The sequence below is a fragment of the Streptomyces sp. NPDC088747 genome, from assembly GCF_044751025.1.
Classification (GTDB): Bacteria; Actinomycetota; Actinomycetes; order Streptomycetales; family Streptomycetaceae; genus Streptomyces.
This window is the reverse complement of record NZ_JBIVKZ010000005.1, coordinates 380,941-406,497: the sequence shown is the minus strand read 5'-3', so window position 1 is coordinate 406,497 and position 25,557 is coordinate 380,941. Positions and strand designations below refer to the sequence as shown.

Annotated in this window: 23 protein-coding genes and 1 riboswitch; of the genes, 11 read left to right on the top strand and 12 right to left on the bottom strand. The window is 72.7% G+C overall.

The genetic code is table 11. The features are described from left to right. Positions 1-3: 3 nt before the first annotated feature. From ACIP79_RS15150 to ACIP79_RS15115, 8 genes are all read right to left on the bottom strand, one after another. Entirely contained in the window at positions 4-687 is a 684-nt protein-coding gene (locus ACIP79_RS15150; protein WP_401223230.1) for a YoaK family protein, read from the bottom strand. Between the two features lie 55 nt (positions 688-742). After that, positions 743-1,291 (bottom strand): YciI family protein, encoded by a 549-nt coding sequence (locus tag ACIP79_RS15145; protein WP_401223229.1) that lies wholly within the window; start codon positions 1,289-1,291, stop codon positions 743-745. A gap of 265 nt (positions 1,292-1,556) precedes the next feature. Next, the gene (locus ACIP79_RS15140; protein WP_401223227.1) at positions 1,557-1,970 is read right to left on the bottom strand and encodes a transglycosylase SLT domain-containing protein; all 414 of its coding nucleotides are present in this window, start codon (positions 1,968-1,970) and stop codon (positions 1,557-1,559) included. A gap of 377 nt (positions 1,971-2,347) precedes the next feature. Beyond that, entirely contained in the window at positions 2,348-3,175 is an 828-nt protein-coding gene (locus ACIP79_RS15135) for an ECF transporter S component (RefSeq protein WP_401223225.1), read from the bottom strand. Beyond that, complete coding sequence (locus ACIP79_RS15130) at positions 3,172-4,848, bottom strand: ABC transporter ATP-binding protein (RefSeq protein ID WP_401223224.1); 1,677 nt, start codon at positions 4,846-4,848, stop codon at positions 3,172-3,174. The genes ACIP79_RS15135 and ACIP79_RS15130 overlap by 4 nt, the downstream gene beginning before the upstream one ends. Further along, the gene (locus ACIP79_RS15125; RefSeq protein WP_401223439.1) at positions 4,845-5,951 is read right to left on the bottom strand and encodes an energy-coupling factor transporter transmembrane component T; all 1,107 of its coding nucleotides are present in this window, start codon (positions 5,949-5,951) and stop codon (positions 4,845-4,847) included. Before ACIP79_RS15125 ends, ACIP79_RS15130 begins: the two co-directional genes overlap by 4 nt. A gap of 598 nt (positions 5,952-6,549) precedes the next feature. Further along, the gene (locus ACIP79_RS15120) at positions 6,550-7,200 is read right to left on the bottom strand and encodes an SCO2322 family protein (protein ID WP_401223222.1); all 651 of its coding nucleotides are present in this window, start codon (positions 7,198-7,200) and stop codon (positions 6,550-6,552) included. After that, the gene (locus ACIP79_RS15115) at positions 7,197-8,414 is read right to left on the bottom strand and encodes a prenyltransferase/squalene oxidase repeat-containing protein (RefSeq protein ID WP_401223220.1); all 1,218 of its coding nucleotides are present in this window, start codon (positions 8,412-8,414) and stop codon (positions 7,197-7,199) included. Before ACIP79_RS15115 ends, ACIP79_RS15120 begins: the two co-directional genes overlap by 4 nt. A 259-nt stretch (positions 8,415-8,673) precedes the next feature. Further along, a riboswitch (cobalamin riboswitch) is annotated at positions 8,674-8,745 on the bottom strand. A gap of 88 nt (positions 8,746-8,833) precedes the next feature. Here ACIP79_RS15115 and ACIP79_RS15110 point away from each other — a divergent pair. Continuing rightward, positions 8,834-9,508, top strand: a complete 675-nt coding sequence (locus ACIP79_RS15110; RefSeq protein ID WP_401223219.1) for a phosphotransferase — start codon at positions 8,834-8,836, stop codon at positions 9,506-9,508. Here ACIP79_RS15110 and ACIP79_RS15105 read toward each other — a convergent pair. After that, positions 9,489-10,670, bottom strand: a complete 1,182-nt coding sequence (locus tag ACIP79_RS15105; protein ID WP_401223217.1) for a PP2C family protein-serine/threonine phosphatase — start codon at positions 10,668-10,670, stop codon at positions 9,489-9,491. The genes ACIP79_RS15110 and ACIP79_RS15105 overlap by 20 nt on opposite strands. Positions 10,671-10,864: 194 nt before the next feature. Here ACIP79_RS15105 and ACIP79_RS15100 point away from each other — a divergent pair, with 194 nt between their 5' ends. Then, on the top strand, positions 10,865-13,603 hold the full coding sequence (locus ACIP79_RS15100) for an NB-ARC domain-containing protein (RefSeq protein ID WP_401223215.1): 2,739 nt from the start codon (positions 10,865-10,867) through the stop codon (positions 13,601-13,603). Positions 13,604-13,633: 30 nt separating this feature from the next. On the opposite strand, the gene ACIP79_RS15095 is transcribed toward ACIP79_RS15100, so the two are convergent. Then, complete coding sequence (locus ACIP79_RS15095) at positions 13,634-14,659, bottom strand: MBL fold metallo-hydrolase (protein ID WP_401223213.1); 1,026 nt, start codon at positions 14,657-14,659, stop codon at positions 13,634-13,636. Positions 14,660-14,841: 182 nt separating this feature from the next. Here ACIP79_RS15095 and ACIP79_RS15090 point away from each other — a divergent pair, with 182 nt between their 5' ends. Together ACIP79_RS15090 and ACIP79_RS15085 are read left to right on the top strand one after the other, a co-directional pair. Next, complete coding sequence (locus ACIP79_RS15090) at positions 14,842-16,299, top strand: aldehyde dehydrogenase (RefSeq protein WP_383679743.1); 1,458 nt, start codon at positions 14,842-14,844, stop codon at positions 16,297-16,299. Between the two features lie 2 nt (positions 16,300-16,301). Continuing rightward, on the top strand, positions 16,302-16,535 hold the full coding sequence (locus ACIP79_RS15085; protein ID WP_383679746.1) for a ferredoxin: 234 nt from the start codon (positions 16,302-16,304) through the stop codon (positions 16,533-16,535). Between the two features lie 20 nt (positions 16,536-16,555). Here the strand turns inward: ACIP79_RS15085 and ACIP79_RS15080 are convergent, their stop codons facing one another. Then, entirely contained in the window at positions 16,556-17,248 is a 693-nt protein-coding gene (locus ACIP79_RS15080) for a TetR family transcriptional regulator (protein WP_401223211.1), read from the bottom strand. Positions 17,249-17,498: 250 nt separating this feature from the next. Between ACIP79_RS15080 and ACIP79_RS15075 the strand changes: the two genes are divergently transcribed. Genes ACIP79_RS15075 through ACIP79_RS15065 form a run of 3 tightly spaced genes read left to right on the top strand, consistent with a single transcriptional unit; the run spans position 17,499 to position 20,775 of the window. Continuing rightward, complete coding sequence (locus ACIP79_RS15075; protein WP_401223209.1) at positions 17,499-18,896, top strand: glycosyltransferase family 4 protein; 1,398 nt, start codon at positions 17,499-17,501, stop codon at positions 18,894-18,896. Continuing rightward, positions 18,890-19,708, top strand: a complete 819-nt coding sequence (locus ACIP79_RS15070; RefSeq protein WP_401223207.1) for a class I SAM-dependent methyltransferase — start codon at positions 18,890-18,892, stop codon at positions 19,706-19,708. The genes ACIP79_RS15075 and ACIP79_RS15070 overlap by 7 nt, the downstream gene beginning before the upstream one ends. After that, positions 19,705-20,775: a prenyltransferase gene (locus ACIP79_RS15065; protein WP_383679757.1), complete on the top strand. Its 1,071-nt coding sequence runs from the start codon at positions 19,705-19,707 to the stop codon at positions 20,773-20,775. The genes ACIP79_RS15070 and ACIP79_RS15065 overlap by 4 nt, the downstream gene beginning before the upstream one ends. A gap of 60 nt (positions 20,776-20,835) precedes the next feature. Here the strand turns inward: ACIP79_RS15065 and ACIP79_RS15060 are convergent, their stop codons facing one another. Next, a complete protein-coding gene (locus ACIP79_RS15060; RefSeq protein WP_401223205.1) occupies positions 20,836-21,129 on the bottom strand; it encodes a hypothetical protein in 294 nt (97 codons plus the stop codon). Between the two features lie 140 nt (positions 21,130-21,269). Here ACIP79_RS15060 and ACIP79_RS15055 point away from each other — a divergent pair, with 140 nt between their 5' ends. The 4 genes from ACIP79_RS15055 (at position 21,270) to ACIP79_RS15040 (ending at position 25,537) form a co-directional block, all read left to right on the top strand. Then, positions 21,270-21,821, top strand: coding sequence for a hypothetical protein (locus ACIP79_RS15055; protein WP_401223204.1), 552 nt, complete (start codon positions 21,270-21,272; stop codon positions 21,819-21,821). Positions 21,822-21,949: 128 nt separating this feature from the next. After that, positions 21,950-23,203, top strand: coding sequence for a hypothetical protein (locus tag ACIP79_RS15050; RefSeq protein WP_401223202.1), 1,254 nt, complete (start codon positions 21,950-21,952; stop codon positions 23,201-23,203). Continuing rightward, positions 23,200-24,780 carry a substrate-binding domain-containing protein gene (locus tag ACIP79_RS15045; protein WP_401223200.1) on the top strand — a complete coding sequence of 527 codons (1,581 nt, stop codon included), beginning with the start codon at positions 23,200-23,202 and terminating at the stop codon, positions 24,778-24,780. The genes ACIP79_RS15050 and ACIP79_RS15045 overlap by 4 nt, the downstream gene beginning before the upstream one ends. Next, positions 24,767-25,537 (top strand): hypothetical protein, encoded by a 771-nt coding sequence (locus ACIP79_RS15040; RefSeq protein ID WP_383679767.1) that lies wholly within the window; start codon positions 24,767-24,769, stop codon positions 25,535-25,537. Before ACIP79_RS15045 ends, ACIP79_RS15040 begins: the two co-directional genes overlap by 14 nt. Positions 25,538-25,557 lie beyond the last annotated feature (20 nt).

Genomic DNA, 25,557 nt, shown 5'->3' with positions numbered 1-25,557 from the left:
TGATCACTCCCGCGCCGACGCCGTCACCGCCAGCACGCCCGTCACCGCCGCCGCGACGAGGAGGGGGATGCCCAGGCCGTGGTGCAGTACCAGCCACGCGCCGAGCAGGGCTCCCGCCAGCATCGCCACGACGGAGGCGACGCGGCGGAAGGAGCGGTCGTCCTTGCCGCCGGCCAGGCGGGAGTCGGCCGCGACGGCGGTCAGGGTCATCGTCAGGACGGTGGTCGTCAGGTCGGCGACGCCGAGTTTGCGTACGGTCGCGTTGCGCAGGCCCATCGCGACGGCGGTGAGGGCGATGACGGCGTACGTCGTGCCGGTCGCGTCCGGAGCCGCGAAGGCCACCGCCGACGCCGCGCCCACCAGCACCGCCTCGGCGGCCAGCGTCAGCCGGGTCCAGGTCCGGCGCGAACCTCCGCCGAGCCACACCGTGAGGCGCCCCCCGATCACCGCGCCCGCCAGGAAGCAGCCCAGCGACGCCGCCGTGTGGGACACCGAGAAGCCCGGCGCCCCGGCGGCGGCGAAGCCGAGTACGACCACGTTGCCGGTCATGTTGGCGGTGAAGACGTGGTGGAGCCCGAGGTAGCTCACCGCGTCGATGAGCCCGCTGACCACCGTCAGCGCGAGCAGGACGGGGACCAGCGGCAGGCCGCGGGCGTCGGGGTCAGGAGTCTGCGGCTCGGTGCTCACCGGTCCAGTGGACCGCAGATCGCCCGGCAAGTCGATCTCCGGGGTCCCCGGGCCGTCATCGTCGGCCGCCGAACTGCCAGTTGTGCACCTCGATGGCGGCGTAACGGCCGGGGGTGAGGAGGGCGCGTGCCGTGTCCGGACCCGGGGACCGGACGAGTGCCGCCGTGCCGAGCCAGGCGGTGCCGTCGTCGGACAGCAGCGGCCCGTAGACGATCAGGCCGTCGTGGTCCGGCGGCGGGGTGACATCGGCCGGCTGCCCGGCGCCGAGGCCGATCACCAGGTACCGGTTGCCGCCGGTCCTGCCGCCAGGGAAGTCCCACATGGTGCGGCCCAGCGTGTTGGACCACCGCCGGACCAGCACGTCCCGGTAGACGCCTGCCTGGTAGTTCGGCTCGTCGAAGGCGAACGCGCGAGCGGCGGCGCGGTCGGGCAGGTCCACCATGTGCACGCTGCCGGTGGCTGTCTCACCGTCGTCGGTGAGCGTCGGGCCGCGGGCGATCAGCTCCTTGGCGTATCGGTCCATGTAGGACCAGTGCTCTTCCAGCAGCTCGTCGCGCAGAGTCGCCGAGCCGGGCCGGTCGCGGTGGTAACAGAGGAACTCCATGCCCGAAGGGTCTCTGGGACGAGCTGATCGGGTCGAGCGGTTTCCCGGGTGGAATGGAGCGGTTTCCCGGGGGGAAGGGGAACGCCGAAGCGGCGGGCCCGGGATCGGGACCGCCGCTTTCGGATGGCGCGGGGTGGCACGCGGTGGCGCCGGGTCGTGAAAGAGACGGCGCCAGATCGTGCGTGGTCGTGCGTGGTGGTGCGTGGTGGTGCGTCGTGGTGCGTGGTCATGCGCGGTGGTGCGTGGCAGTGCGTGCCGGGCCGGCTCAGTACCAGCCGTTGGCCTGCCAGAAGTTCCACGCGCCGACCGGGCTGCCGTGGCGGTCGTTCATGTAGTTCAGGCCCCACTCGATCTGGGTGCCGGCGTTGGTCTTCCAGTCGGAGCCGGCGGAAGCCATCTTCGAGCCGGGCAGGGCCTGGACCAGGCCGTAGGCGCCGGAGGAGGAGTTGGTGGCGTCGACGTCCCAGCCGCTCTCGTGCTCGACGATCTTGCTGAACGCATTGTACTGCGCGGCGTTCGGGATCATCTTGTGCGCGATCGTCTTGGCGGAGGAGGCCGAGGAGGTCGCTGCCTGGGCCGGAGCGGCGGTCAGCACCATGCCGGTCGTGGCGGCGGCCAGGGCGGCGGCGGTGAGGGCCTTCTTCGGGGAAGCGATGCGACGGATGACGGAGACGGACACGGAGAACCTTTTCCTTCGGGGACAGGGAGTCGGCGTACACATGCCGAGTCACGCGTTACGTGGCGGGGAATGTGTCGGCGCCGAGGCCCGGGTGGGCTCGTCGGCGCCTGGCGACTGCTCCAGAGAAACAGGCCGGAGGGGGCGCCCGCAATGACCCCTTTTACTAGTTGTGGTCGCATGCGAGTAGAAATGGCCCTGTGTGATCTGGATCTCAAACCCCAGGTCAGGGTGCATTACGACGCGTCCATGTCACCCTTTTCCGCTACGACCGCGCTTCGTATGTGACCAAGGTCCTGTGGGCCGGCTCACCCCGCGTGTGACGGACGGCGTACGCGTGTGCACGGGGTGCGGCCAGGCGGTGTGACGGGCGCCGCAGATCACTTCGGTTCGAACGTGACCGGCGTCTCGAAAGCGGCCCGTCGGGTGGCCCGGCGGAGCGCCTTGAGGAGGGTCGCGCCGAGCGTGAGGGTCAGCACGACGGTGACGACGGCCCGGCCCAGGTCCCAGCCGAGCGAGGTGGCCAGGCAGTAGGCGACGAACCGGGCCAGGTTGGCGGGGAGCGTGTCCGCCGGGTCGAAGGCGACGTTCGAGGCCTGGGCGTCCATGAAGGGCCAGCCGGCCAGGTTCATGACGGTGCCGTACGCGAAGGCGGCGAGGAATCCGTACACCGCGAGCAGCGCCAGCTCACCGCGCCCACGCAGCCGGTCCGGGCCCGGCAGCAGCCCGGCGCCCATCGTGAACCAGCCCATGGCCAGCATCTGGAACGGCATCCACGGACCCACCCCGCCCGTGAGCAGCGCGGACGCGAACATCGTCACGGACCCGAGCACGAACCCGAACCCCGGCCCGAGCACCCGCCCGCTCAGCACCATCAGGAAGAACATCGGCTCGATCCCGGCCGTCCCGGCACCCACCGGCCGCAGCGCGGCGCCGGTGGCGGCCAGCACGCCGAGCATCGCCACCGCCTTCGGACCGAGCCCGGACTCCGAGATCGTCGCGGCGACGACCCCGACCAGCAGGACGAGGAGACCCGCGAAGAGCCAGGGCGCGTCCTGCGCGTGCGTCCCGGCCTGCGAGGTGGGGTCGGCGAGGAGCGGCCAGCCGAACGCGGCGACGCCGATGGCGCTGGTGAGGAGGAGGGCGAGGGAGGAACGGGGGCCGAGACGGACGGCGCGGGCCTGCCGCTGCACCGGGTGGGCGGTCACGCGAGCGCCTCCCTCACCTGGGCGACGGTCAGCCACGGCTGCGGCGCCAGCACCTTCGTGACCTGCGGGGCGAAGGACGGGGAGGCGACGACCACCTCGGCGGTGGGCCCGTCGGCGACGACCTCGCCGTCCGCGAGGATCACCACCCGGTGGGCGAGCTCCGCCGCGAGTTCCACGTCGTGGGTGGCCAGCACGATGGTGTGGCCCTCGGCGGCCAGCGCCCGCAGCAGGGTGACCAGACGGGCCTTCGCCGCGTAGTCGAGGCCGCGGGTCGGCTCGTCGAGCAGCAGCAACGGCGGGCGGGCCGTCAGTACGACGGCCAGCGCGAGCGCCAGCCGCTGGCCCTCCGACAGATCACGCGGGTGCGTGTCGTCGCCGATCCCCGGCAGCAGCTCCGACACCAGCGCCCGGCAGCTCCCCGGCTCGGCGCCCGCGTCCGCGTCGGCCGCGGCGCACTCGGCGGCCACCGTGTCCGCGTACAGCAGATCCCGTGGTTCCTGCGGTACGAGGCCCACCAGGCGTACGAGGTCACGCGGGGCGGTGCGGTGCGGGACGGCCCCGCCGACGCGCACGGTCCCGGCCGCCGGTTCGACGAGCCCGACCAGCGCGGCGAGCAGGGTGGACTTGCCGGCGCCGTTCCGTCCCATCAGCGCGATCGTCTCGCCCGGGACGGCGTCGAGATCGACCCGGCGCAGTGCCTCGACTCGTCCGCGCCGGACGCCGAGAGCCTCCACCGCGAGCGGTCGCCCCGGCACGGGTGTCCCGGAGGCGCGTCTCAGCGGGAAACGGCCGCGGCGGGAGGGCCCGGCGGCCGGGGCCGGGGCCGCGGTGGGCGGCGGTACGGGCGCGGGGCCCGCTGCCGTGAGCCGTTCCCGCAGGTCGGCCGCCCTGCGCCGGGCGTCGCGCACCGTGAGCGGCAGCGGGGACCAGCCGGCCAGCCGGCCGAGGCCCACGACCGGGGGATACACGGGGGAGACCGCCATCACCTCGGCCGGGGCGCCCAGGAGCGGGGCGGCTCCCGGGGACCGGAGGAGGACGACCTGGTCGGCGTACTGGATGACCCGTTCGAGGCGGTGCTCGGCGAGCAGGACCGTGGTGCCGAGGTCGTGCACGAGGCGCTGGAGGACGGCGAGGACCTCCTCGGCCGCGGCGGGGTCGAGGGCCGACGTGGGCTCATCGAGGACCAGGACCCTCGGGTGCGGGGTCAGCACGGAGCCGATGGCGACCCGCTGCCGCTGGCCGCCGGAGAGCGTCGCGATCGGACGGTCGCGGAGATCGGCGAGGCCCAGGAGATCGAGGGTCTCCTCCACCCGGCGGCGCATCACGTCCGGGGCCAGGCCCAACGACTCCATGCCGTAGGCGAGTTCGTCCTCGACGGTGTCCGTGACGAAGTGCGACAGCGGGTCCTGGCCCACCGTGCCCACCACGTCCGCGAGTTCGCGGGGCTTGTGCGTACGGGTGTCGCGGCCGGCGACCGTGACCCGGCCGCGCAGGGTGCCTCCCGTGAAGTGCGGGACGAGACCGCTGACGGCCCCCAGGATCGTCGACTTGCCGACCCCGGACGGGCCCACCAGCAGCACGAGTTCACCCTCGGGGACCTCGAAGTCCACGCCCTGGACGGCGGGTTCGGCCGCACCGTCGTACGTCACGGAGACGTCCTCGAAGCGGATCATGAGGGCTGCTCTCTGCGAGTCGGGACGGAGACTTTGGCGGCCGCGGGGGTGGAGGCCTTGGCGGGGGCCGGGGTGATGAAGGCGGGCAGCAGGCCCAGCAGGATCGCCGCCGCCGGCCAGAGCGGGAGGGCGGGGGCCACCAGCGGTACGACTCCCGGGCGCAGCGCCGAGAGGTCCCGCGACGCGGAGACGACCAGCAGGGCGGCGACGGCGACACCGGAACCCGCGACCAGCCACGCCCGTACGCCCCACGCGTCCGGCCGGTACCGGGTCCGCAGCGAACGACGGCCGCCCAGCCAGAGGCCGCCCAGCGCCGCGCCCAGCCCGGCCAGCAGCACGGGCAGTCCGTACGTGCCGCCCTCGGCGGTCAGCAGTCCGTACGTTCCCGCGCAGACGCCGAGCAGGCCGCCCAGCGTCAGGGCGGCCGTGGTGCGGCGTACGGCGGGAGCCACCTCGGCCGTCCGGCCGTACCCGCGTGCGTCCATCGCCGCCGCCAGCGCGACCGAACGCTCCAACGCGCCCTCCAGGACCGGGAGTCCGACGTGCAGCAGACCGCGCAGGCCCCGGTCCGAGCGGCCCCGCAGCCGACGGGCGGCGCGCAGCCGCTGGGCGTCCGCGATCAGGTTCGGCGCGAACGTCAGGGCGACGACGACCGCGACGCCCGCCTCGTACAGGGCGCCCGGCAGTGACTTCAGCAGCCGCGCCGGGTTGGCGAGCGCGTTCGCCGCGCCCACGCAGATGAGGAGCGTGGCCAGTTTCAGGCCGTCGTACAGCGCGAAGACCAGGCCCTCGGCGGTGACCCGGCCGCCGATCCTGATGCCCTGCGCCCAGTGGGGCAGCGGGAGTTCGGGCAGGGTGACGACGACATGGCTGCCGGGGACGGGCGAGCCGAGGACGATGGCGAACGCCAGGCGGATACCGAGGACGGCCATACCGAGCTTGAGGAAAGCACCGTACGACCGGGCCCAGGGAGCCTCGCTCCGCCGGGCCGCCACGACGTACCCCGCGACGCCGATCAGCAGAGCGAGAAGCAACGGATTAGTGGTCCGGGACGCGGCCGTCCCAAGCCCGAGAGCCCAGACCCACCAGGCCCCGGGGTGCAGGGCGTTGGAGCGACTCGCCTCCGCGGCGCGGACACGGTTGCGGCGCCAGGGGCGGCCCTTGCTTCCGCCGGAACCCGGTACGGGGTTACGACGCCAGGGGCGGCGCGTGCTCCGGCCGGAACCCGGGGTGGGGGTGCGGCGCCAGCGGTGGGTCTTGTTCTCGCCCGTGCTCGGGGTGGGGGTGCGGTGCTGGAGGTGGTCCTTGCTCTCGCCGGTAGCTGGCGTGGGGGTGCGGTGCGAGGGGCGGTTCTTGCTTTCGCCAGCTCCTGGCGTGGGGGTGCGGTGCCAGCGGTGGGTCTTGCTTTCGCCGGTGCCTGGTGTGGGGGTGCGGTGCGGAGGGCGGTTCTCGCTCTCGCCTGCACCTGGCGTGGGGGTGCGGTGCCAGCGGTGGGTCTTGCTCTCGGCCGTGCTCGGCGTGGGGGTGTGGCGCTGGAGGTGGTCCTTGCTCGGGGCGGTGTTCGGTGTGGGGTGCCGGCGTTGGAGGGGTGCCTCGCTTTGGTGGGTGGGCGGCGTAGGGGGCTGGGGTTGGGCGTTCTGCCTCGCGGGGCGGGGAGCCGGGGCTTCGTCGTCGTTCTCTCTCGCTGTCGCCACCTCGAGGTCAGCTCCTGCGGCGGCGGGCTTGCCAGATCGCCGCGCCGCCGAGCACGGCGACGGCCGCGGCGCCCGTGAGGAGGCCCACCGAGGGGCCGCCGTCGGGCGGATCGGCCTGGGGGCGGGCGGTCTCCGTGGCGCGGGAGCCGGTGGAGACCGGGTCGCCGCAGCCCGTCCTCGGGTAGGACGCGATGGCGCAGAGCAGCGCGTTGGTGTCGTAGCGCAGGGGTTTCGCGACCGAGGCCAGCGCCTCGGCGGAGGTCGCGTCGGCGGGAACGCGGGCGCAGGCGGTGCGCGCGGCCGGCGGGGTTTCGCCGGACGGCGCGTCCGCGGGCGTACCGAAGTCGATGACGAGAGCCACCCGCTTCCTGCCCTCCTGGGCGGGGAACTCGGCGCAGATGGCGGCGAAGTCGGTCGCGCCGCGCGGCTTCGTGGCGTGCTGGGAGTCCTCGCTCACCGCGAAGCGGAAACCCTGCACGTCGCCGTCGGAGGGCCGCGCGGTCGACGGACCCTGCGTGGCGTACGTCCACTCGCCGCCGGTCAGGTCCCAGAAGGACCAGTAGCGGTAGCCGACGGCCTGGGCCTGCCCCGCGGAACCGAGTCCCAGGAGCAGCGCGAGCAGGGCCACGAGCAGGGAGACCGCACCGCCGCGGCTCACAGCTGTCGCCTCTTGTCGCGGCCGCTGATCAGGAAGCCGATGCCGATACCGGCGACGAGGCCGACGCCGACGATCCACCAGACGCTGAGGCCCCCGTTGTCGCTGTCGTCCGCCTTGTCGCTCTCAGCGGGGGCGGCGGACGCCGTCCCGGCCGCCGGGCCCGTCGCGCCGAGCTGCCTGACGAGGTCCTGGCCGCCGAAGTCGCGCGGGTCGGCGCCGCTCGCCTCCGCCGCCAGGATCAGCTGCGCGTACGCGGCCGGTCCGCTCTGCGCGGCCCACTTCGCGGAGTGGCTCTCCAGCCAGCGCACCGCGCCGGCCGCGTCGTCGGCCCGGCCGGCGGTGGCGAGGGCCACGACCGCGTCCGCGGTGTTGCCGTAGTCGGGCTGGTCCTCGGCTCCGGCCAGCGCCGACTTGAGGTACTTGTCCTTGGCGAGGGCCGTGACGAGGTACGCGGCGCCGTTGTGCGCGGCGCGCCGCGGGTCGGCGGCGCCGGACTCGCACGCCGCGCCGGCGCCGGCCGGCTTCGCCTCGGCGCCCGCGAAGCCCTTGCCGAGGGCTCCGGTGACGGCCGCCGCGGTGGCGTCCGCGTTCGCCGCGAGCTTCCCCTTCTTGTCCGGCTGGTAGGCGAAGGCGCCGCCGCCGTCCGCGTCGCAGGGGATCGACAGCCCGGCCAGGGCGTCGTACGGAGAGTCGCCGCTCCCGGCGGTGACGTCCGCGGGCTTCTCGCCCACCGCGGTCAGCGCCCCGATCACCACGGACGTGGAGTTCGCGTCGCTGGCCCCGCCCGCGACGTACCCCCAGCCGCCGTCCTTGTTCTGCGCGGACTTCAGCCACGCGACGGCCTTGCCGGTCTCGGCGTCGTGCCCGCCGAGGGCCGCGAGGGCCTGTACGGCGGCGGCCGTGCTGTTCGTGTCGATCAGTGTCTCGGCGTCACACTTCGCGGTGGCGTCGGCGCGGTACGGGGCGAAGGCGCCGTTCGCGCACTGCTGTCCGGTGAGCCAGTCGACGGCCTTGGCCGCGGGCCGCAGACCCACGGTGTGCTGGGCGAACAGCGCGAGCGACTGACGCCAGACACCGTCGTAGGCGGGGTCGGCAGTGCCATACAGACCCGACGGGAGCGCGGGGGAGGCGGAGGGGGAGGGGGAGGGTGACGTGTCGGCCAGCGCGGCAGGCGCGAAGACCGTACCGGCCAGGGCGGTGGCGGCGAGTACCACGACCGATACAGCCGTCTGCCTCGCCGTCTGCCGCGCCGCCTGCCTCGTCGTCGGCCTTGTCGCCGGCGTCGCCGCCCGCCTCGGGACGCGAACCGCTGCGGGTACCGCTGCGCTGCGGCGAACAAACATGACTCTCCCCTGTGGGGAACCGGGCAGCACCGGGCACGCGTGAGTATCCGGGCGGCTCCGGCCCCGTATGCCTCGACGGTGCCGGCCAACGGCGGACCGCCGGTGGCGCGAGCCGGTCACGTCCCGGACCGGGTGATCCGGCTCGCCGCTGCTGGAGCGGCTCACGGTTGCGGGTCAGCGCCGGATTCGCACCGGCTTCCCCCAGAACGGGCGTGATGACGACGGGTTCACTCTACCGGCCCCTTGACCAGCGGCTGAGGGCCGGCTGTGCGGCCGGGTAGGTTCGGGCCATGAGGTCAACGGGGAGACTGCTCGGCTCGGGGCGTTCGGCGGACGTCTACGAGGTGGACGAGGCGTGGGTGCTGCGCCGGGACCGCGCGGGATGGGGCGACGCGACCGCCGAGGCCGCGGTGATGGAGCATGTACGGGGCCACGGCTTCCCGGCGCCGGGTGTGCGGCTCGCGACCCGCACCGACCTGGTGATGGAGAGGCTGTCCGGGCCGACCATGCTGGAGGCGTTCACCACGGGGCACCTCGGCCCCCAGGAAGCCGGTCCCGTCCTCGCCCGCCTGCTGCGCGCCCTGCACGCGGTGCCCGCCCGGATCTCCGCCGACCCCGCCGTCCGCGTCCTGCATCTGGACCTGCACCCGGAGAACGTGATGCTCACCTCCGAGGGTCCCAGGGTCATCGACTGGTCCAACGCCGAGGAGGGCCCGCCCGGCCTCGACTGGGGCATGTCCGCCCTGATCCTCGCCCAGGTCGCCGTCGGTGACGCCCCCTACGCCGGGGCGGCCCGCGACACCCTGGCCGCGATGCTGGCCGACGGCACGCCGGGGATCACCGACGCGGGCCTCACGGAGGCGAGGGAGCGGCGGGCGGCCAACCCGACGATGAGCGGGGCGGAGACCGCGCTGCTGGGCGAGGCGGAGGAACTGGTCCGCGGGATCAGCGCACCCGGGCTGTGACCGTCGCTGTCGCGGGCTGGCAGAGGACGAGGGCCACATCGTCGGTGAGGGCGGTGCCGGTGTGGGCGATCAGACGCGTGTGGAGGGTGTGGAGGGCCTCTTCGGGGAGCAGCTCGCGCAGGGCCAGGGCGGCTTCGCCGAGGAGGGGGAAGGGGTTGCCCTCCGGGTCGCGGGCCTCGGTCAGGCCGTCGGTGTAGAGGAGGAGACGGTCGCCGGGCTGGAGGCGGACCCGGTACTGGCGCGGGTCCGGGCTCAGTCCCAACGGCGGTGTGGTGATGAGGGGTTCGAGGAACTCGATGCGGTGGCCCGAGCGCAGCGGCGGCGGGTGACCGCAGTTGACGAGCCGCACCTCGCCGGGCGCGAACTCGGCGAACACGGCGGTGACGAAGTCCTCGGGGCCGAGCTCCGGCGTCAGGCGCTCGTCGAGGGCGCAGGTGAGGGCGATCAACGTGGGCGCGGTGTAGGCGAGTTCGCGGAAGGCCGTGATCGTGTCCGAGGTCAGCCGGATGGCGTCGAGGCCGTGACCGCGTACGTCACCGACGAGGACGCGCAGTCCGTACGGGGTCACCGCGACGTCGTACAGATCGCCGCCGACGGTCGACTCGCGGGCGGCGCAGTGGTAGCGGGTGCACACCTGAGTGCCGTCCAGGGTGCGGGAGATGGGCCGCAGGATCGCCTCCTGGGTGACGCGGGCGACCTCGCGGGCGTGGGCGAGTGTCATGGCGAGGTGCTCGCGCCGGCGTGCCACGTACACGGTGAGGGCGCAGCCGAGCAGCAGGCCGATCCAGTGCACGTCGAACCCGACGCTCGGTACGGCGCCGTCGCCGATGCCCATTGCCAGGCCCAGCGCCGCCGACAGGCAGCAGACGATCACGGTGTGCCGCACGCCGAACCTTGCGCAGGCCAGCAGCGGACCGATCAGGAGCAGGGTGGTGAGCGGCGGTACCCGGGAGACGAACAGATCCGGCAGGGCGATCAGCAGGCAGGCGACCAGCGGGGCGGGCACCAGCCAGCGGGCCCGCAGCTCCGCCGAGAGCGGCAGTGACGGGGGGCGCCACGCGCGTCTCCCGACGTCCGGCGGGGGCGGCGGCCATGTCGTCGGCCTCTCGGCGCCTGCGGACCGGCTTCCGTCGCCCGCACCGCCTCCGTCACTGGCGGCCATCCGCTCCCCAGCTCCCCCTCGTCCGTCACTCACCGACCCGACCATCACCGAATATCGACCTCCGCGCCCCTGCCAAAGGGGAGTTGACCGCATCTCGTCGAAAGGCGCCCGGAAGTGACGGAGCTCTGTCGTCTTTCTGTCCGAGTTGTCGGACATCGGTAATGGGTGGGTGTGACCAGGCCAGACTGATCGATGTGTCCAAGGAGACGAACGACGGTGCGTGCGACGGGACGAGCACGGGCGAGGGCGACGGCCGGTCCGGTCGGTCACCGCATCCCGGCAATCTCCTTCCGGAGACGCGGAGTTTCGTCGGGCGTGCGGAGGAACTGGCCTGGCTCGACCGTGAGTTGGATCCAGGCGCTGGTGTCGGGCGGCTGGTGAGTCTCGTCGGGGCCGGCGGGGTGGGCAAGACGCGGCTCGCCTCCCGGGCCGCCGCCCGGGTCCGGGACGCCTACCCGGACGGCGTCTGGCTGGTGGAGCTCTCCGTGCTGCGCACCGCGGGCCTGGTGGGGCTGGCCGTCGTGGAGGCGCTGCGGCTCGCGGACCAGTCGACAGGGCCGGTCCTCGACGTGGTGGCCGAATGGGCGCGGGGCAAGCGGCTGTTGCTGATCCTCGACTCCTGCGAGCACGTCCTGGCGGACTGCGTGGCGCTCGCCGGGACCCTGCTGCCCGCCCTGCCGGGACTACGGATCCTCGTCACCAGCCGGGAGCAGCTCGGCGTGCCGGGCGAGCGGGTGCTGTACGTGGACCCGCTGCCGGTCGCCGACGACGCGGTGGCGCTGTTCGCCGAGCGTGCCGCCGCCACCGGATTCACCCTCGACGCCACCAACCGCCCCGCGGTGGAGGCCGTCTGCCGCCACCTCGACGGCATCCCCCTCGCCATCGAACTCGCCGCCGTCCGCCTCGCAGAACTCACCCTCACCGAACTCCACGGCCGCCTCGACGAACACCTGACGTCCCGCCTGGACGTGCTGGGGCCGGGGGGTGGGGGGTTGGGGGGTGAGAACTCGGGCGGCGCCCTGAAGGTTGCGGGCGGCGACCCGGAGGGCGCGGGCGGCAACCCGAAAGTTGCGGGCGGCACCCTGGAGATCCCGGGCGGCACCCCGGAAGTCACGGGCGGCACCCAGGGGGTCGCGGACGCGCCGCCCGGACGGCCGCGGGACGGCGACACCGGGCCGCGCGAGGGATCGCCCCGCGACGTGCCTCGACGTGACGCGTCGCGAGGTGACGCACGGCACCGAGATGCACCGCACCGGGATGCCCTGCCCCGCGAGGGGCCGTCCCGCGAGGGATCGCCCGGCGAGGGATCGCCCGGCGAGGGATCGCCCCGCGACGTCCCTCGATGTGACGCATCGCGAGGTGACGCCTTGCGACGCGAGGGATCGCACCGGGATGCCCCGCACCGGGATGCCCTGCCCCGCGAGGGACCGCCCCGCGATGCTCCGTACCGCGAAGGACCCCGCCGGGATGCCCCGCAGGGCGATGCCCCGCGAAGCGAGGGGCCGCATCGAGAGGGACTGCCCCGCGATGCCCCGCCCCGCAAGGACCCGCCCCGCAAGGACCCGCCCCGCAAGGACCCGCCCCCCCACCTCCCACCCCCCGAAGGACCCCCCCGCCACCACACCCTCCGCACAGCCATCGGCTGGAGTCATCAGTTGTGCACGCCGTTGGAGCGGCTGCTGTGGGCGCGGCTTTCGGTGTTCGCCGACGGGTTCTGTGTCGGCGCGGCCGAGGAGGTCTGCTCGGGGGGGCCGTTGCCCGCCGGGCGGATCCCCGGGTTGCTCGACCGGCTCGTCGAGCAGTCCATCGTGCGACGCCACCGGACCGACCCGTCCCGCTACCAGTTCCTCGACACCGTGCGGGAGTTCGGCGCCGACTGGCTGCGCGCGCTCGGCGAGCAGCGCGCCGTGCGCCTGCGCCACCGTGACCACTACCGCCGCCTGGCCCGCGAGGGCTGCGCCGAATGGAACACCGGGCGCCAGGTCGCCTGGTGCGAGCGCGTCCTCACCGAACACGCCGACCTGCGCGCCGCGATGGACTGCGCGCTCATCGACCCCGGCAGCCGCCCCGCCCTCGAAATGGCGGCCGACATCGGCTTCCTGTGGCGCCACTGCGGCTATCTGCGCGACGCCCAGCACTGCCTGGACCTGGTACTCGCCGCCGACCCGCCCCCCGGACCCGACCGCACCCGCGCACTGTGGTCACGCGGCGCGGTCGCACTGCTCCAGGGTGACCTGGACGTCGCGGCCGGCTGGGCGGCGCGCTGCGCCGACGCGGCCCGGGAAGAGGGCGACGCGGTGGCGACCGTAGCCGCCGCCTACCTGACGGGAGCTCAACTCGCGCTCAGCGGGAGCATCTCGGAGGCGATCGACGTGCTGTCCGCGGCTCCCCGACTGCCCATCGGGGAGGACGCGTTCGGTGCCGCCCAGCTCCAGGTCCGCGTCGGTCTCTCCTTCGCGCACATGATGGACGGCGACCACGACCGCGCGCGCACCGTGGCCCACGAGGCACGCGAGGCCAGCGTGGCGTGCGGCGAGTCCTGGACGGGCGCCTTCGCCGACGCCGTCATCGCGCAGGCGGACCTGGCGGCCGGCGACACCCGCGCGGCGGTCCGCAACGCCCGCACGGCGGTGGCCGGTCACGCCCTGATGCACAACACGGTCGGCGCCGCCCTCGCCCTCGACGTCCTCGCCGCCGCCGTCGTCGCGGAGGGCGACGGCCCCCGCGCCGCCCGCCTGCTGGGCATCGCCGCCCACGTCTGGGAACTCACCGGCCGCGCCCAGATGGACTCCCCCGACCTCATAGCCACCCGCCGCTCCCACGAACTCCGCGTCCGCGAGGAGATCGGCGGGAGCGCGTACGAGAAGGCGTACGACGAGGGGCGCGGCATGCGGTACGAGGAGGGCCTCGACTACGCGGTGCGCGGCGGCTGAGCGGGCGGCCACCGGCACGGGCCCCCGCCGCTACACGGCCACGTACGTCACCGGATCGCTCCCCGGCACGGCCTCCGCCCGCCCCAGCTTCACCAGTCGGCGGACATGGGCCTCCGCCTCCGAGAGGGCGATGGTCCGGGACCCGTAGGGAATCTGGTCCCAGGGCCGGTTCCATTCCATCCGCTCGGCGAGCTGCCAGGACGTGAGCGGGACGGAGAGCAGCGTGCGGAGATCGGCGAGCCGGTCCTCGTGGTGGTCGAGCAACTCCCGTACGCGGGAAGGAGCGTCGGCGAACGCGTACTGGTGGGCCGGCAGCACCTCGGCGGGTGCGAGGCGGCCGACCCGCTCCAGGGAGTCGAGATAGTCGCCGAGGGGATCGGTGACGGTGGCGTCGTCCGGATCCTCGTACAGGCCGATGTGCGGAGTGATCTCCGGGAGCAGGTGGTCGCCGGAGAACAGGCGTCCCTTGCCCGGGAGTTGAGCGGGGTGGTCCTCCTCCAGGTGGAGGCAGACATGGCCGGGGGTGTGGCCGGGGGTCCAGATCGCGCGCAGGCGGCGGCCGGCCAGGTCGAGGAGTTCGCCGGGGACGATCTCGCGGTCGGGCAGCGCGGGCGAGAAGCCGGGCAGATCGCGGCGGCGGGCCCCGCGCAGGGGTGCCAGATGGTCCTCGGGCGCGCCGGCGGCCGTCAGTTTCGCCGTCATGTACGCGTACCACCGCTCGGGCCGGTTCTCCCGTGTCCGCCGCACGATCGAGGCGTCCGCCGCGTGCATCGCGAGCCAGGCCCCGGACGCCTCCCGCACTCTGCCCGACAGGCCGTGGTGGTCGGGGTGGTGGTGGGTGATGACCACGCCGTGCACCTCGGCGACGGAGGTGCCGCAGGCGGTGAGCCCCTCGGCGAGCGTGTCCCAGGAGGTCGGGTCGTCCCAGCCGGTGTCGATCAGGACGGCGCCGCGGTCGGTGTCGAGGACGTACACCAGCGTGTGGCCGAGCGGATTGTCCGGGATGGGGACCCTGATGGACCGCACGCCCCCGCCGTGATCGGTCACCTGCGTCATGGGCTTCCACCAATCGCCGCGTCCCGGGTACCGGCCAACTATAACTAGAACCAGTTCCAATGGGAGCCCAGGTCGACCATCCGCCCGAAGAGTCCGACCCGTGGACTCCGTTCACCGGAACTGGTATCAGTTCTAGTCATCTGATGCATCGTCAGAGAAACTCCCCGGGGAGGCAGTCGGCCATGACCGAGCTCGTGGAACACGGACAGCTGTTCATAGGCGGGGAGTTGGCGGACCCGCTGGGCAAGGACGTCATCGAGGTGATCTCGCCGCACACGGAGGAGGTCATCGGGCGGGTGCCGCACGCCTCCACGGCGGACGTCGACCGGGCCGTCGCCGTGGCGCGGCAGGCCTTCGACCAGGGACCCTGGCCGCGGATGAGCCTCGACGAGCGGATCGAGGTGGTGACCCGGATCAAGGACGGGATCGCCGTACGGCACGAGGAGATCGCCCGCGTCATCTCCTCCGAGAACGGCTCCCCGTACTCCTGGAGCGTCCTCGCGCAGGCCCTCGGCGCGATGATGGTGTGGGACGCGGCGATCACCGTCGCGCGCGGCTTCACCTACGAGGAGACGCGCGACGGAGTCCTCGGCAGGATTCTCGTCCGGCGGGAGCCGGTGGGCGTCGTGGCGGCCGTCGTCCCGTGGAACGTGCCGCAGTTCGTGGCCGCCGCCAAGCTCGCGCCCGCGCTGCTGACCGGCTGCACCGTCGTACTCAAGCCGTCGCCCGAATCGCCCCTGGACGCCTACCTGTTGGGCGAGATCGCGAAGGAGGCCGGGCTGCCCGAGGGAGTGCTGTCGATCCTCCCGGCGGACCGCGAGGTCAGCGAGTACCTGGTCGGGCACCCCGGGATCGACAAGGTGTCCTTCACCGGGTCCGTGGCGGCGGGCCGGCGCGTGATGGAGGTCGCCTCGCGCAACCTCACCCGCGTGACACTGGAGTTGGGCGGCAAGTCGGCGGCGGTGGTGCTGCCGGACGCGGACCTCGCGACGTCCGTTCCCGGGATCGTCTCGGCGGCCTGGATGAACAACGGCCAGGCGTGTGTCGCGCAGTCCCGCATCCTGGTGCCCCGCTCGCGCTACGACGAGTTCGCGGAAGCCTTCGCGGCCGCGGCGAGCGCGCTGGTGGTCGGGGACCCGCTGGACCCGGCGACCCAGGTCGGCCCGTTGGTCGCCGAGCGGCAGCAGCGGCGCAACCTCGACTACATCCGCATCGGCCAGGAGGAGGGTGCCAAGATCCTGGCCGGCGGCGGCCGTCCGCCCGGCCTGGACCGCGGCTGGTACGTCGAGCCGACCCTCTTCGGCGACGTCGACAACTCCATGCGGATCGCCCGCGAGGAGATCTTCGGGCCGGTGATCTGCCTCCTGCCCTACGGCGACGAGGCCGAGGCGCTGAAGATCGCCAACGACTCCGAGTACGGACTGAGCGGCAGCGTCTGGACGGCGGACGTCGCGCACGGCATCGACGTCGCCCGCCAGGTCCGTACCGGCACCTACTCCGTCAACACCTTCAGCCTCGACATGCTCGGCCCCTTCGGCGGCTACAAGAACTCAGGTCTGGGGCGGGAGTTCGGCCCCGAGGGCTTCGGCGAGTTCCTGGAGCACAAGATGATCCACCTGCCGGCCGGCTGGGAGGCGTAGGGATGGGCGACCGCTGGCAGGTCGAGGTCGACCGCTCCGTCTGCATCGGCTCCGCCCAGTGCGTCCACCTCGCACCGGACGCGTTCCGGCTCGACACCGGCATGCAGTCCCACCCGGCCGACCCGGAGCCCGACGCCAACGAGAGGATCCTGGAGGCGGCGGAGGGTTGCCCGGTGGAGGCGATCATGATCACACTGCTGGGCAGCGGGGAGCCGGTGTTCCCGCCCGAGGAGTAGCCGCGGCGCCGGGCGGCGGATCAGCGCCCCTCGCCCGGGTCCGTCAGGTCGATCAGCCGGCAGACCGTCTCGATGTCGATCTTGACCTGGGCGATGGAGGCCCGGCCGGACAGCCAGGTGATGAGGGCCGAGTGCCAGGTGTGCTCGATGACGCGGACGGCGGAGAGCTGCGCTGGGGTCGGATCGTCGAGTCCCATCGCGTCGAGGATGATCACCGTGGTCATCCGGGAAACCTGGTCGACCTCCGGGCTGACGCTGCGGTCCGCGAAGGTCAGCGCGCGGACCATGGCGTCCGCCAGGTGCGGTTCGCGCTGGAGGGCGCGGAAGGCCCGCATCAGGGTCTCCGCGACGCGGTCGGCGGCCGTGTCGCCGGACGGCGGCTTCTTGCGCAGCGTGCCGTGCATGTGTTCCAACTGGTCCTGCATGGTGGCGACCAGGAGATGGACCTTCGAGGGGAAGTAGCGGTAAAGGGTGCCGAGGGCGACCTGCGAGGACTCCGCGACCTCGCGCATCTGCACCGCGTCGAAACCTCCCCGGCTGGCCAGCTGCGCGCTCGCGTGCAGGATCCGCCGGCGGCGCGCCTCCTGCCGCTCGGTGAGCGGGGGAGAGGCGGTGAGCGCGCCGGAGGGCGGGGTGAGGCGCGGGGGGTGCGGCGCGGCGGGCCCCGAGTCCGGTCGCGCGCTGTTCGTGTCCGCCTTGGCTTCCGCAGGCATGGTTCCCGTTCCGTGACGTTCCGTGACTTCGGCGAGAGGGTCGGCGAGTCGGCGCGGCAAGCCGTCCGACCACCGTGCGGACCCCGCGACCCCGTCGTCCCGTCGTGGCGTGAATCACCTGATCCACCGCTCACACTGGCGCTACCTGCCGGTAGATTCAATGCTCCTTGAACGATCAAGTCTGAAACTTGTTCTAGATTAGCGTCCCGGCGTAATCTCGCGGGAAAGTGCAGGGAGAAGGGGGCCGAGAGTGACCGCTGAGGCCATGGAGGCGGACCCCGGAGAGGGCGCGGCCGCCGACGGCGAACGACCGTTGCGCATCGCGCTCCTCACGTACAAGGGCAACCCGTTCTGCGGCGGCCAGGGCGTCTACGTGCGGCATCTCTCGCGCGAGCTCGCCCGGCTCGGGCACCGGGTCGAGGTCATCGGCTCCCAGCCGTACCCGGTGCTGGACGAAGGCCTCCCGGCCCTGAGCCTCACCGAGTTGCCCAGCCTCGACCTGTACCGCCAGCCCGACCCCTTCCGCACCCCCAAGCGCGGCGAGTACCGCGACTGGGTCGACGCGCTGGAGGTCGGCACGATGTGGACCGGCGGCTTCCCCGAGCCGCTGACCTTCTCGCTGCGCGCCCGGCACCATCTGCTGGCGCGGCGCGGCGAGTTCGACGTCATCCACGACAACCAGACACTCGGCTACGGCCTGTTGGGCGACGTGGGCGCCCCGCTCGTCACCACCATCCACCACCCCATCACCGTCGACCGGCAGTTGGAGCTGGACGCCGCCGAGGGCTGGAAGCGGCGCATGTCCGTCCGCCGGTGGTACGCCTTCACCCGCATGCAGAAGCGCGTCGCGCGCCGCCTGCCGTCCGTGCTCACCGTCTCCGGCACATCGCGCCAGGAGATCGTCGAGCACCTCCGGGTGCGCGAGGACCGTATCCACGTCGTGCACATCGGCGCCGACACCGATCTTTTCTCGCCGGATCCGGCGGTGCCCCAGATCCCGGGGCGGATCGTCACCACGTCCAGCGCCGACGTGCCGCTCAAGGGGCTCGTCTTCCTCGTCGAGGCGCTCGCGAAGGTGCGCACCGAGCACCCGGCCGCGCACCTCGTCGTCGTCGGCAGGCGCGCCGAGGACGGACCCGTCGCCCAGGCCATCGAGCGGTACGGCCTCGAAGGCGCCGTCCAGTTCGTCAAGGGGATCTCCGACGCCGAACTCGTCGACCTCGTACGGTCGGCCGAGGTCGCCTGCGTGCCCTCCCTGTACGAGGGGTTCTCGCTGCCCGCCGCCGAGGCGATGGCGACGGGGACACCGCTCGTGGCCACCACCGGCGGCGCGATCCCGGAGGTCGCCGGACCCGACGGGGAGACCTGCCTCGCCGTACCCCCGGGCGACTCGGGGGCGCTCGCCACCGCGCTGAGCCGGGTCCTCGCCGACCCGCGGCTGCGCGCACGCCTGGGCGCCGCGGGCCGCGCACGCGTCCTGGACCGCTTCACCTGGGCCCGGGCGGCCGAGGGCACCGTGACCCACTACCGCGAGGCAATGTCCCGCTCCGCGGCAGGGGGCACGGCGGCTCCCGCGACACCCGGCCAGGACATCCCCGCCCGCCCGGCACCCCCCACCCCCGACCGCGAAAGCAGGGCCACGTGCTGACCGTCGACTTCTCCCGGTTCCCGCTCGCCCCGGGTGACCGCGTACTGGACCTGGGATGCGGTGCCGGACGGCACGCGTTCGAGTGCTACCGGCGCGGCGCCCAGGTGGTCGCGCTGGACCAGAACGGCGAGGAGATCCGCGAGGTCGCCAAGTGGTTCGCGGCGATGAAGGAGGCGGGCGAGGCCCCCGCCGGGGCCACCGCGACGGCCATGGAGGGCGACGCCCTGGCCCTCCCCTTCCCCGACGAGTCCTTCGACGTCGTGATCATCTCCGAGGTCATGGAGCACATCCCGGACGACAAGGGCGTACTCGCCGAGATGGTCCGGGTGCTCAGGCCCGGCGGCCGCATCGCGATCACCGTGCCGCGCTACGGGCCCGAGAAGGTCTGCTGGTCGCTGTCCGACGCGTACCACGAGGTCGAGGGCGGCCACATCCGCATCTACAAGGCGGACGAACTCCTCAGGAAGATCAGGGAGGCCGGGCTCAGGCCGTACGGCTCCCACCACGCGCACGCCCTGCACAGCCCGTACTGGTGGCTCAAGTGCGCGTTCGGCGTCGACAACGACAAGGCGCTGCCCGTGCGGGCGTACCACAAGCTCCTGGTCTGGGACATCATGAAGAAACCGCTCGCCACCCGGCTCGCGGAGAACGCGCTGAACCCGCTGATCGGCAAGAGCTTCGTGGCCTACGCGACCAAGCCGCATCTGCCCGTCGGCTCCGCCGGGGCCACCGGATCGGACGGGTCCACCGGAGCCGCCGCATCGGACGGGTCCACCTCGGCCGACGAGTCCGCCGAGGTGGCCGGCCGGTGACGACTCCCCGGACAGAACACCTCGTCCTGCCCGGGGTCCTCACCGCCGAGCAGGCTGCCGCCACGGTGGGCGGCATCCTCGCGGTGCAGCGCCCGGACGGCGCCGTCCCGTGGTTCCGCGGGCACCATCTGGACCCGTGGGACCACACCGAGGCCGCCATGGCGCTGGACGCGGCGGGCGAGCACGAGGCCGCGGAGAGCGCCTACGACTGGCTGGCGCGCCACCAGAACCAGGACGGTTCCTGGTACGCGGCGTACGCCGACGGGGACTTCGAGGACGTCACCGACCGCGGCCTGGAGACCAACTTCTGCGCCTACGTCGCCGTGGGCGTCTGGCACCACTACCTCGCGACCGGCGACGACACGTTCCTGGACCGGATGTGGCCCACCGTCTACGCGGCCATGGAGTTCGTGCTCAGGCTCCAGCAGCCCGGCGGACAGATCGGCTGGAAGCGCGAGGCCGACGGACGCGCCGTCAACGACGCTCTGCTGACCGGCAGTTCGTCCATCCACCACGCCCTGCGCTGCGCACTGGCCATCGCCGAGCAGCGTGAGGAGCCGCAGCCCGACTGGGAGCTCGCGGTGGGCGCCCTGCGGCACGCCATCCGACGGCACCCCGAGCGGTTCCTCGACAAATCCCGCTACTCGATGGACTGGTACTACCCGGTGCTCGGCGGCGCGTTGACCGGCGCGGAGGCCAAGTCGCGCATCGAGGAGGGCTGGGACCGTTTCGTGGTCCCCGGGGTCGGTGTCCGCTGTGTGGTCCCCAATCCGTGGGTGACCGGCGGTGAGTCGGCCGAACTCGCCCTGGCGCTCTGGGCCGTGGGCGAATCCGACCGCGCACTGGAGATTCTCCAGTCGATCCAGCACCTGCGCGATCCGAGGACCGGCCTGTACTGGACCGGATACGTCTATGAGGACCAGGCTCTCTGGCCCGAGGAACTCACCAGTTGGACAGCCGGTTCGCTGCTGCTGGCCGTCGCCGCGCTCGGCGGCGACGAACCCACCTGCGCCGTCTTCAGCGGCGAACGTCTGCCGACCGGCCTGGACCCCGACTGCTGCCGGTAGCAGATCAGTTGGGGCCCAGGTGGTGCGGGTACTTCAGTGTCCGTGCGTCATTTCCGTGCGTCAGTGCCGGTGCATACGGTTGGCGATGGCGTGGCCTATGAAGAGGTACACGACGGCTGCGAGGCCGTAGCCCGCGACGACCCGAGCCCACTCCTCGTCGAAGGTGAACAGGTCACGGGACCAGCCCGCCAGCCAGGCGGCCACGTCGTGGATGAACTGCACCAGGTCGTTGGCGCGGTTCGCGTCCAGTAGGTACATCAGGATCCAGAGACCGAGGATGAACGCCATCGCGTCCGCGACGATCGCGATGACCCTCCCCGCCTGGTTTGAACCGTTGCGATATCGAGGGGACATGACCCCCGTGTTGCCCGCAATTTCTCCATGAAACCCGAACGGCTCAGCCTGAGTGGCGCACGTGTGCGAGTCGGCTGACGCTGCCGGTAGAGCCGTGTTCTCCCGGGACCGGGGAGGACCGTTCCCTTCCGGAGGACCCCGTGCCCGTTCCGATACGGCGCCTGATCGTGGCGCTCACCCTCTGCTGCGCCCTGCTCGCCGGCGCCACCGCGTGTGGCGGCGACAACGACACCGAGGACACCGCCGCGGTGGCCGCGACCGCCACCCCGACCAGCTCCGCCGAGAGGCAGAAGTTCGCCAAGACCCGGTTCGTGGCGAACGCGGGGCTCGCGGCCGGTGCCACCTACCAGTGGATCGTGAAGCCCTGGAAGGCGGGCAAGTTCAAGAAGGGCGCCGAGGGACGCAGGGTCGCCCTCGTCAAGGCGGGCCTGGCGGGCGCGTTCACGTACAACCGGCTCAAGGCCGCGAACAGGAACGCCCAGGGCGACCCGGCGCTCGCGAAGGCCGTCGCCCCGCTCACCGCGGGCATCGACGCGCTCAAGGACCTGCCGTCCAAGCTCCGCAAGGGCGACTCGACGGACGCGGTGGTCGGCTCCTTCGACGACATCATCAACAACGTGAAGGAAGCCGGGAAGAGCGCGGGCGCCGAGGTTACGGACAAGGTGCCCTCCGCCTCCCAACTCAGCGGCTGACAAACGCTCGTGACGGCACATCAGTAGCCAGCCGTTCGCCTCCGGTTCGACTGGAGTTGGCCTTCCGGTGACCGGCAGTTCGGCATGGTCCCTGATGATCCTGACCTCGGGAGAGGCAGGAGAAGCCGGTGACCGACGCCAGACCGTTGACCATCGAGGAACCGCGGCTGGCCACCAGGCGGAGGGTTCGCCGCCGCTTACCGCGCCATGTCGCCGTCACCATACCGCTCGCCCTGGCCGGCCTCCTCTCGCTGCTCGTCTCCGGCAACGCCCTGCGGCCGTTCGAGCACATCACCACCATCGAGGCCAAGATGGCCTCCAAGTCCGACTTCTTCCAGGATCCCGAAGTACGGCGGCTGCTGCTGAAGCACGGCATCCGCGTCGACATCCACCGACTCGGCTCACGCGGTATCGCCACGCAGTCCCTGAAGGGCATGGACGTGGTGTTCCCCTCCGGGCAGCCCGCGGCGCGACTGATCCTGGACGAGCTGAACCGCTCGGTCGACTCGGCCCGTCCGTTCGTCACGCCGCTGGTGCTCGGCACGTTCCGCGACTACGCCGAGACCCTGCGGAAGCGGGGGGTGGCGAGCCCGCAGCGGGCCGGGAGCGGCGACACCCTCTACTACGACCTCGACATGGCCAAGTTCCTCGCGCTGATCGAGGCGGGTGAGACCTGGAACGGCATCGGCTTCGACGACACGAGCGAGCGGAGCAACAACGGCCGTGTCCTGGTGCGGACTTCGAGCGTCTGCGAGTCGAACGCCGCCGGCACCTACCTGAGCATTCTCGCCTTCGTGAAGAACCACAACCGCGCGCCCGGCACGAACGACCCCGGCGACGGCGCCAAGGGCCTGGACGCCACCTCCCAGGAGGCCGTTCTCGAACTCGCCGGGCAGGTCAAGCCGCTGATCAACCTCCAGGGCATGGCCTCCGACGAACAGGCCGAGAGCTACTTCTCCGCCCTCGGCGAGAGCATCGCGCCGGTCACCGTGATCTACGAGCACCAGTACCTCGCCCACCAGGTCGACCACGTGCGCAAGCACCAGGAGCAGGACACCGGACGCGTCCTGCTCTACCCCACCCCCTACGCCCTCACCGAACCGCAGCTCATCTCCCTCACCGACAAGGGCGACAAGCTCTCCGAGCTGATCGAAACCGACGCCGAACTGCGGGACCGGGCCATCGAGTTGGGCTTCCGTGTGCGGTTCTCCGGCGAGGACGGGACGAGCGAGCAGCTGAACGCGTTCCTGCGCGGGCACGAGATACAGGTCCCGGCGTCGAACCCCGACCAGACCAAGGTCGACGCACCCGACCTGGACGTCCTGGAGGAGATCATCAACCACGTGGGCGACTGCCCGCCGCCCGAGACGGAAACCCCGTGAGACGGCGCCTGCGCGTCCTCGCCCTCTGCGTGACGCTCCTGGCCGCCACCCTCACCGCCTGCTCCTCGGGCCGGGACGACATCACGCTGCGCGTCCTGGCCGGACCCGAACTCGCCGACGTAGCACCGTTGTTGGGCCGCCTCAAGGACGACACCGGTATCGAGCTGGACATCGACTACACCGCCACGGCCGACCTCCCCGGGCAACCGCCCGCCGCCGGGCAGACATCCCCGTACGACCTGGCCTGGCTCGCCTCGGACCGCTCGTTCCTGCTGCGGCTCCAGGAGGCGGGACAGCGGGCGGCCCGCCCCGAGTCGACCCCGATCATGCGCTCCCCGGTGGTCGTGGGCCTCACCCCCGGCCTCGCGGACCGGCTGCGCGCCCGGGTGCCGGGCGGCCGGCTCTCCTGGGCGGACCTCGCGGACGCCGCCGCCGACGGCACCCTGCGGTTCGGCATGGCCCACCCCGGGCGCAGCGACACCGGGCGCGCGGCCCTCGTCGGGGTCGCCACCGCCGCCGCGGGAACCGGCAGCGCGCTGCGCGAACAGGACGTGTCCTGCGACCGGTTGCGCGGCTTCCGCTCGGGCCAGACCCTCACCGCGGCCGGCTCACGGGAGCTCATCGCCGGCTATGTACGCGACCAGGGGCGGGCCGACGCGCTGATCGCCCACGAGTCCGAGCTGCTGTCGCTGAACGCGTCCGGGAAGCTCGGCGAGCCCCTGGAGATCGTCTACCCCGAGGACGGCATGGTGCTGTCCGACTTCCCGCTGCTGCTGCTCGACCCCGGAGAGCGCTCCGCCTACCGCACGGTGGTGGACTGGCTGCTGCGCGACGACATCCAGCGTGAGCTGATGCGGCGGACCTGGCGGCGCCCGGTCAGCGAGGACGTCACTCCGTCCGCGCCGCTGCGTGCCCCCGTCGGCAACGCGCTGTCGTTCCCCGGCCGACTCTCCATCGTCGAGCGGCTGATCGCCGACTACGGCGACCCCGCGCGGCCCGTCGCCGACCAGGTGGTGTTCCTGCTCGACTTCTCGGGCTCGATGCGCGGCCGACGGATGGAGGAACTGCGTGCCGCCTTCGCGGGGCTCAGCGGCGCCGACAAGACGTCCACCGGAAAGTTCGCCCGCTTCTACCGGGGCGAGCGGCTCACGGTCGTCCGGTTCAGCGGGGACATCCTGCAGGAACGCACCGTGACCGTGCGCGACGACGGCGACCTGGCCGACCTCAACTCCCTAGTCTCCGAAGGCGGGTTCGGGGACTCCACCGCCGTCTGGTCGGCCCTCGACCGCGGCTACCGGATAGCCGCCGACGCCCTCGACGAGGCCCCGGACCGCCCGGTCGCGATCGTGCTGATGACGGACGGCGAGAGCAACTCCGGCCTCGGCTACGCGGAGTTCCTGCGCCGCCACGCCGAACTCGGCACCGGCGTGGACGCGGTGCCCACCTTCCCCGTCCAGTTCGGCGAGGCCGACCCGGCCGCGCTGGAGCGGGCGGCGTCCGCGACCGGCGGTCGCATGGTCGACGCGGGCGCCTCTTCGCTCTCCGACGCGTTCAAGGAGATCCGTGGGTGTCATTGACAGCCAGTGGTGGAGCCTGTGGTGGCCGTGGATGGCCGTCTGGCTGCTGACGGCCGCGTGCGCCGCCGTCCTGGTCCGCCATGTCCTCGTCCGTTTCGGCCTGCTGCGCCGCAGACGCCGGCCCGGCCGCACCTTCCACGGCATGTGCTTCTACCTGCACAACCAGCGGGTCATGGACATCTACCTGACCGGCGGATTCTCCGCGGCCCTCGAACAGGAGGTAGCCGACCGGACCAACGTCAGCAAGGGCTTCGGGCTGCTCGCCAAGTTCGGGTTCGGCGGAGGCGAGGTCCACGGGGGAGTCGCGCGGGAGCGGACCACCACCTATCTGGAGCAGAAGGAGCCGATCACGGTGATCGGGCTGCTCCTGGACACGATGCGCAAGGAGGACGTCGTCGTGGACGCCGACCTCACCACCGGCCTCCTCGTCCCGAACCGGACCCTCGGCGACCGCCTGCGCGACAGCGCCGACGACCGGGTGCCGCTGACCGCCGTCATGTCGGAGTTCGTCTCGGTCACCGGGAGCTTCACCGCCCGCACCTCCACCGGCGGCGACGTCGTCCTGCGCGCCCGCTACGGCACCGGTGAGCCGTCCGCCCATGTGAAGATCACCTGCGCCGCCTCGGGCGTCCGCGAGGAGTTCCAGGACGAGGACTACTACAGCGGGGAGTTCCAGGCCCGCTGCCTGGGCAAGGTGCGCACGTGGAACCGCGAGGCGGGGGAGCTGACGGTGGACGCGGTGGCCATCTTCCGCTGAGCGGCAGGAGCCCGCTCATG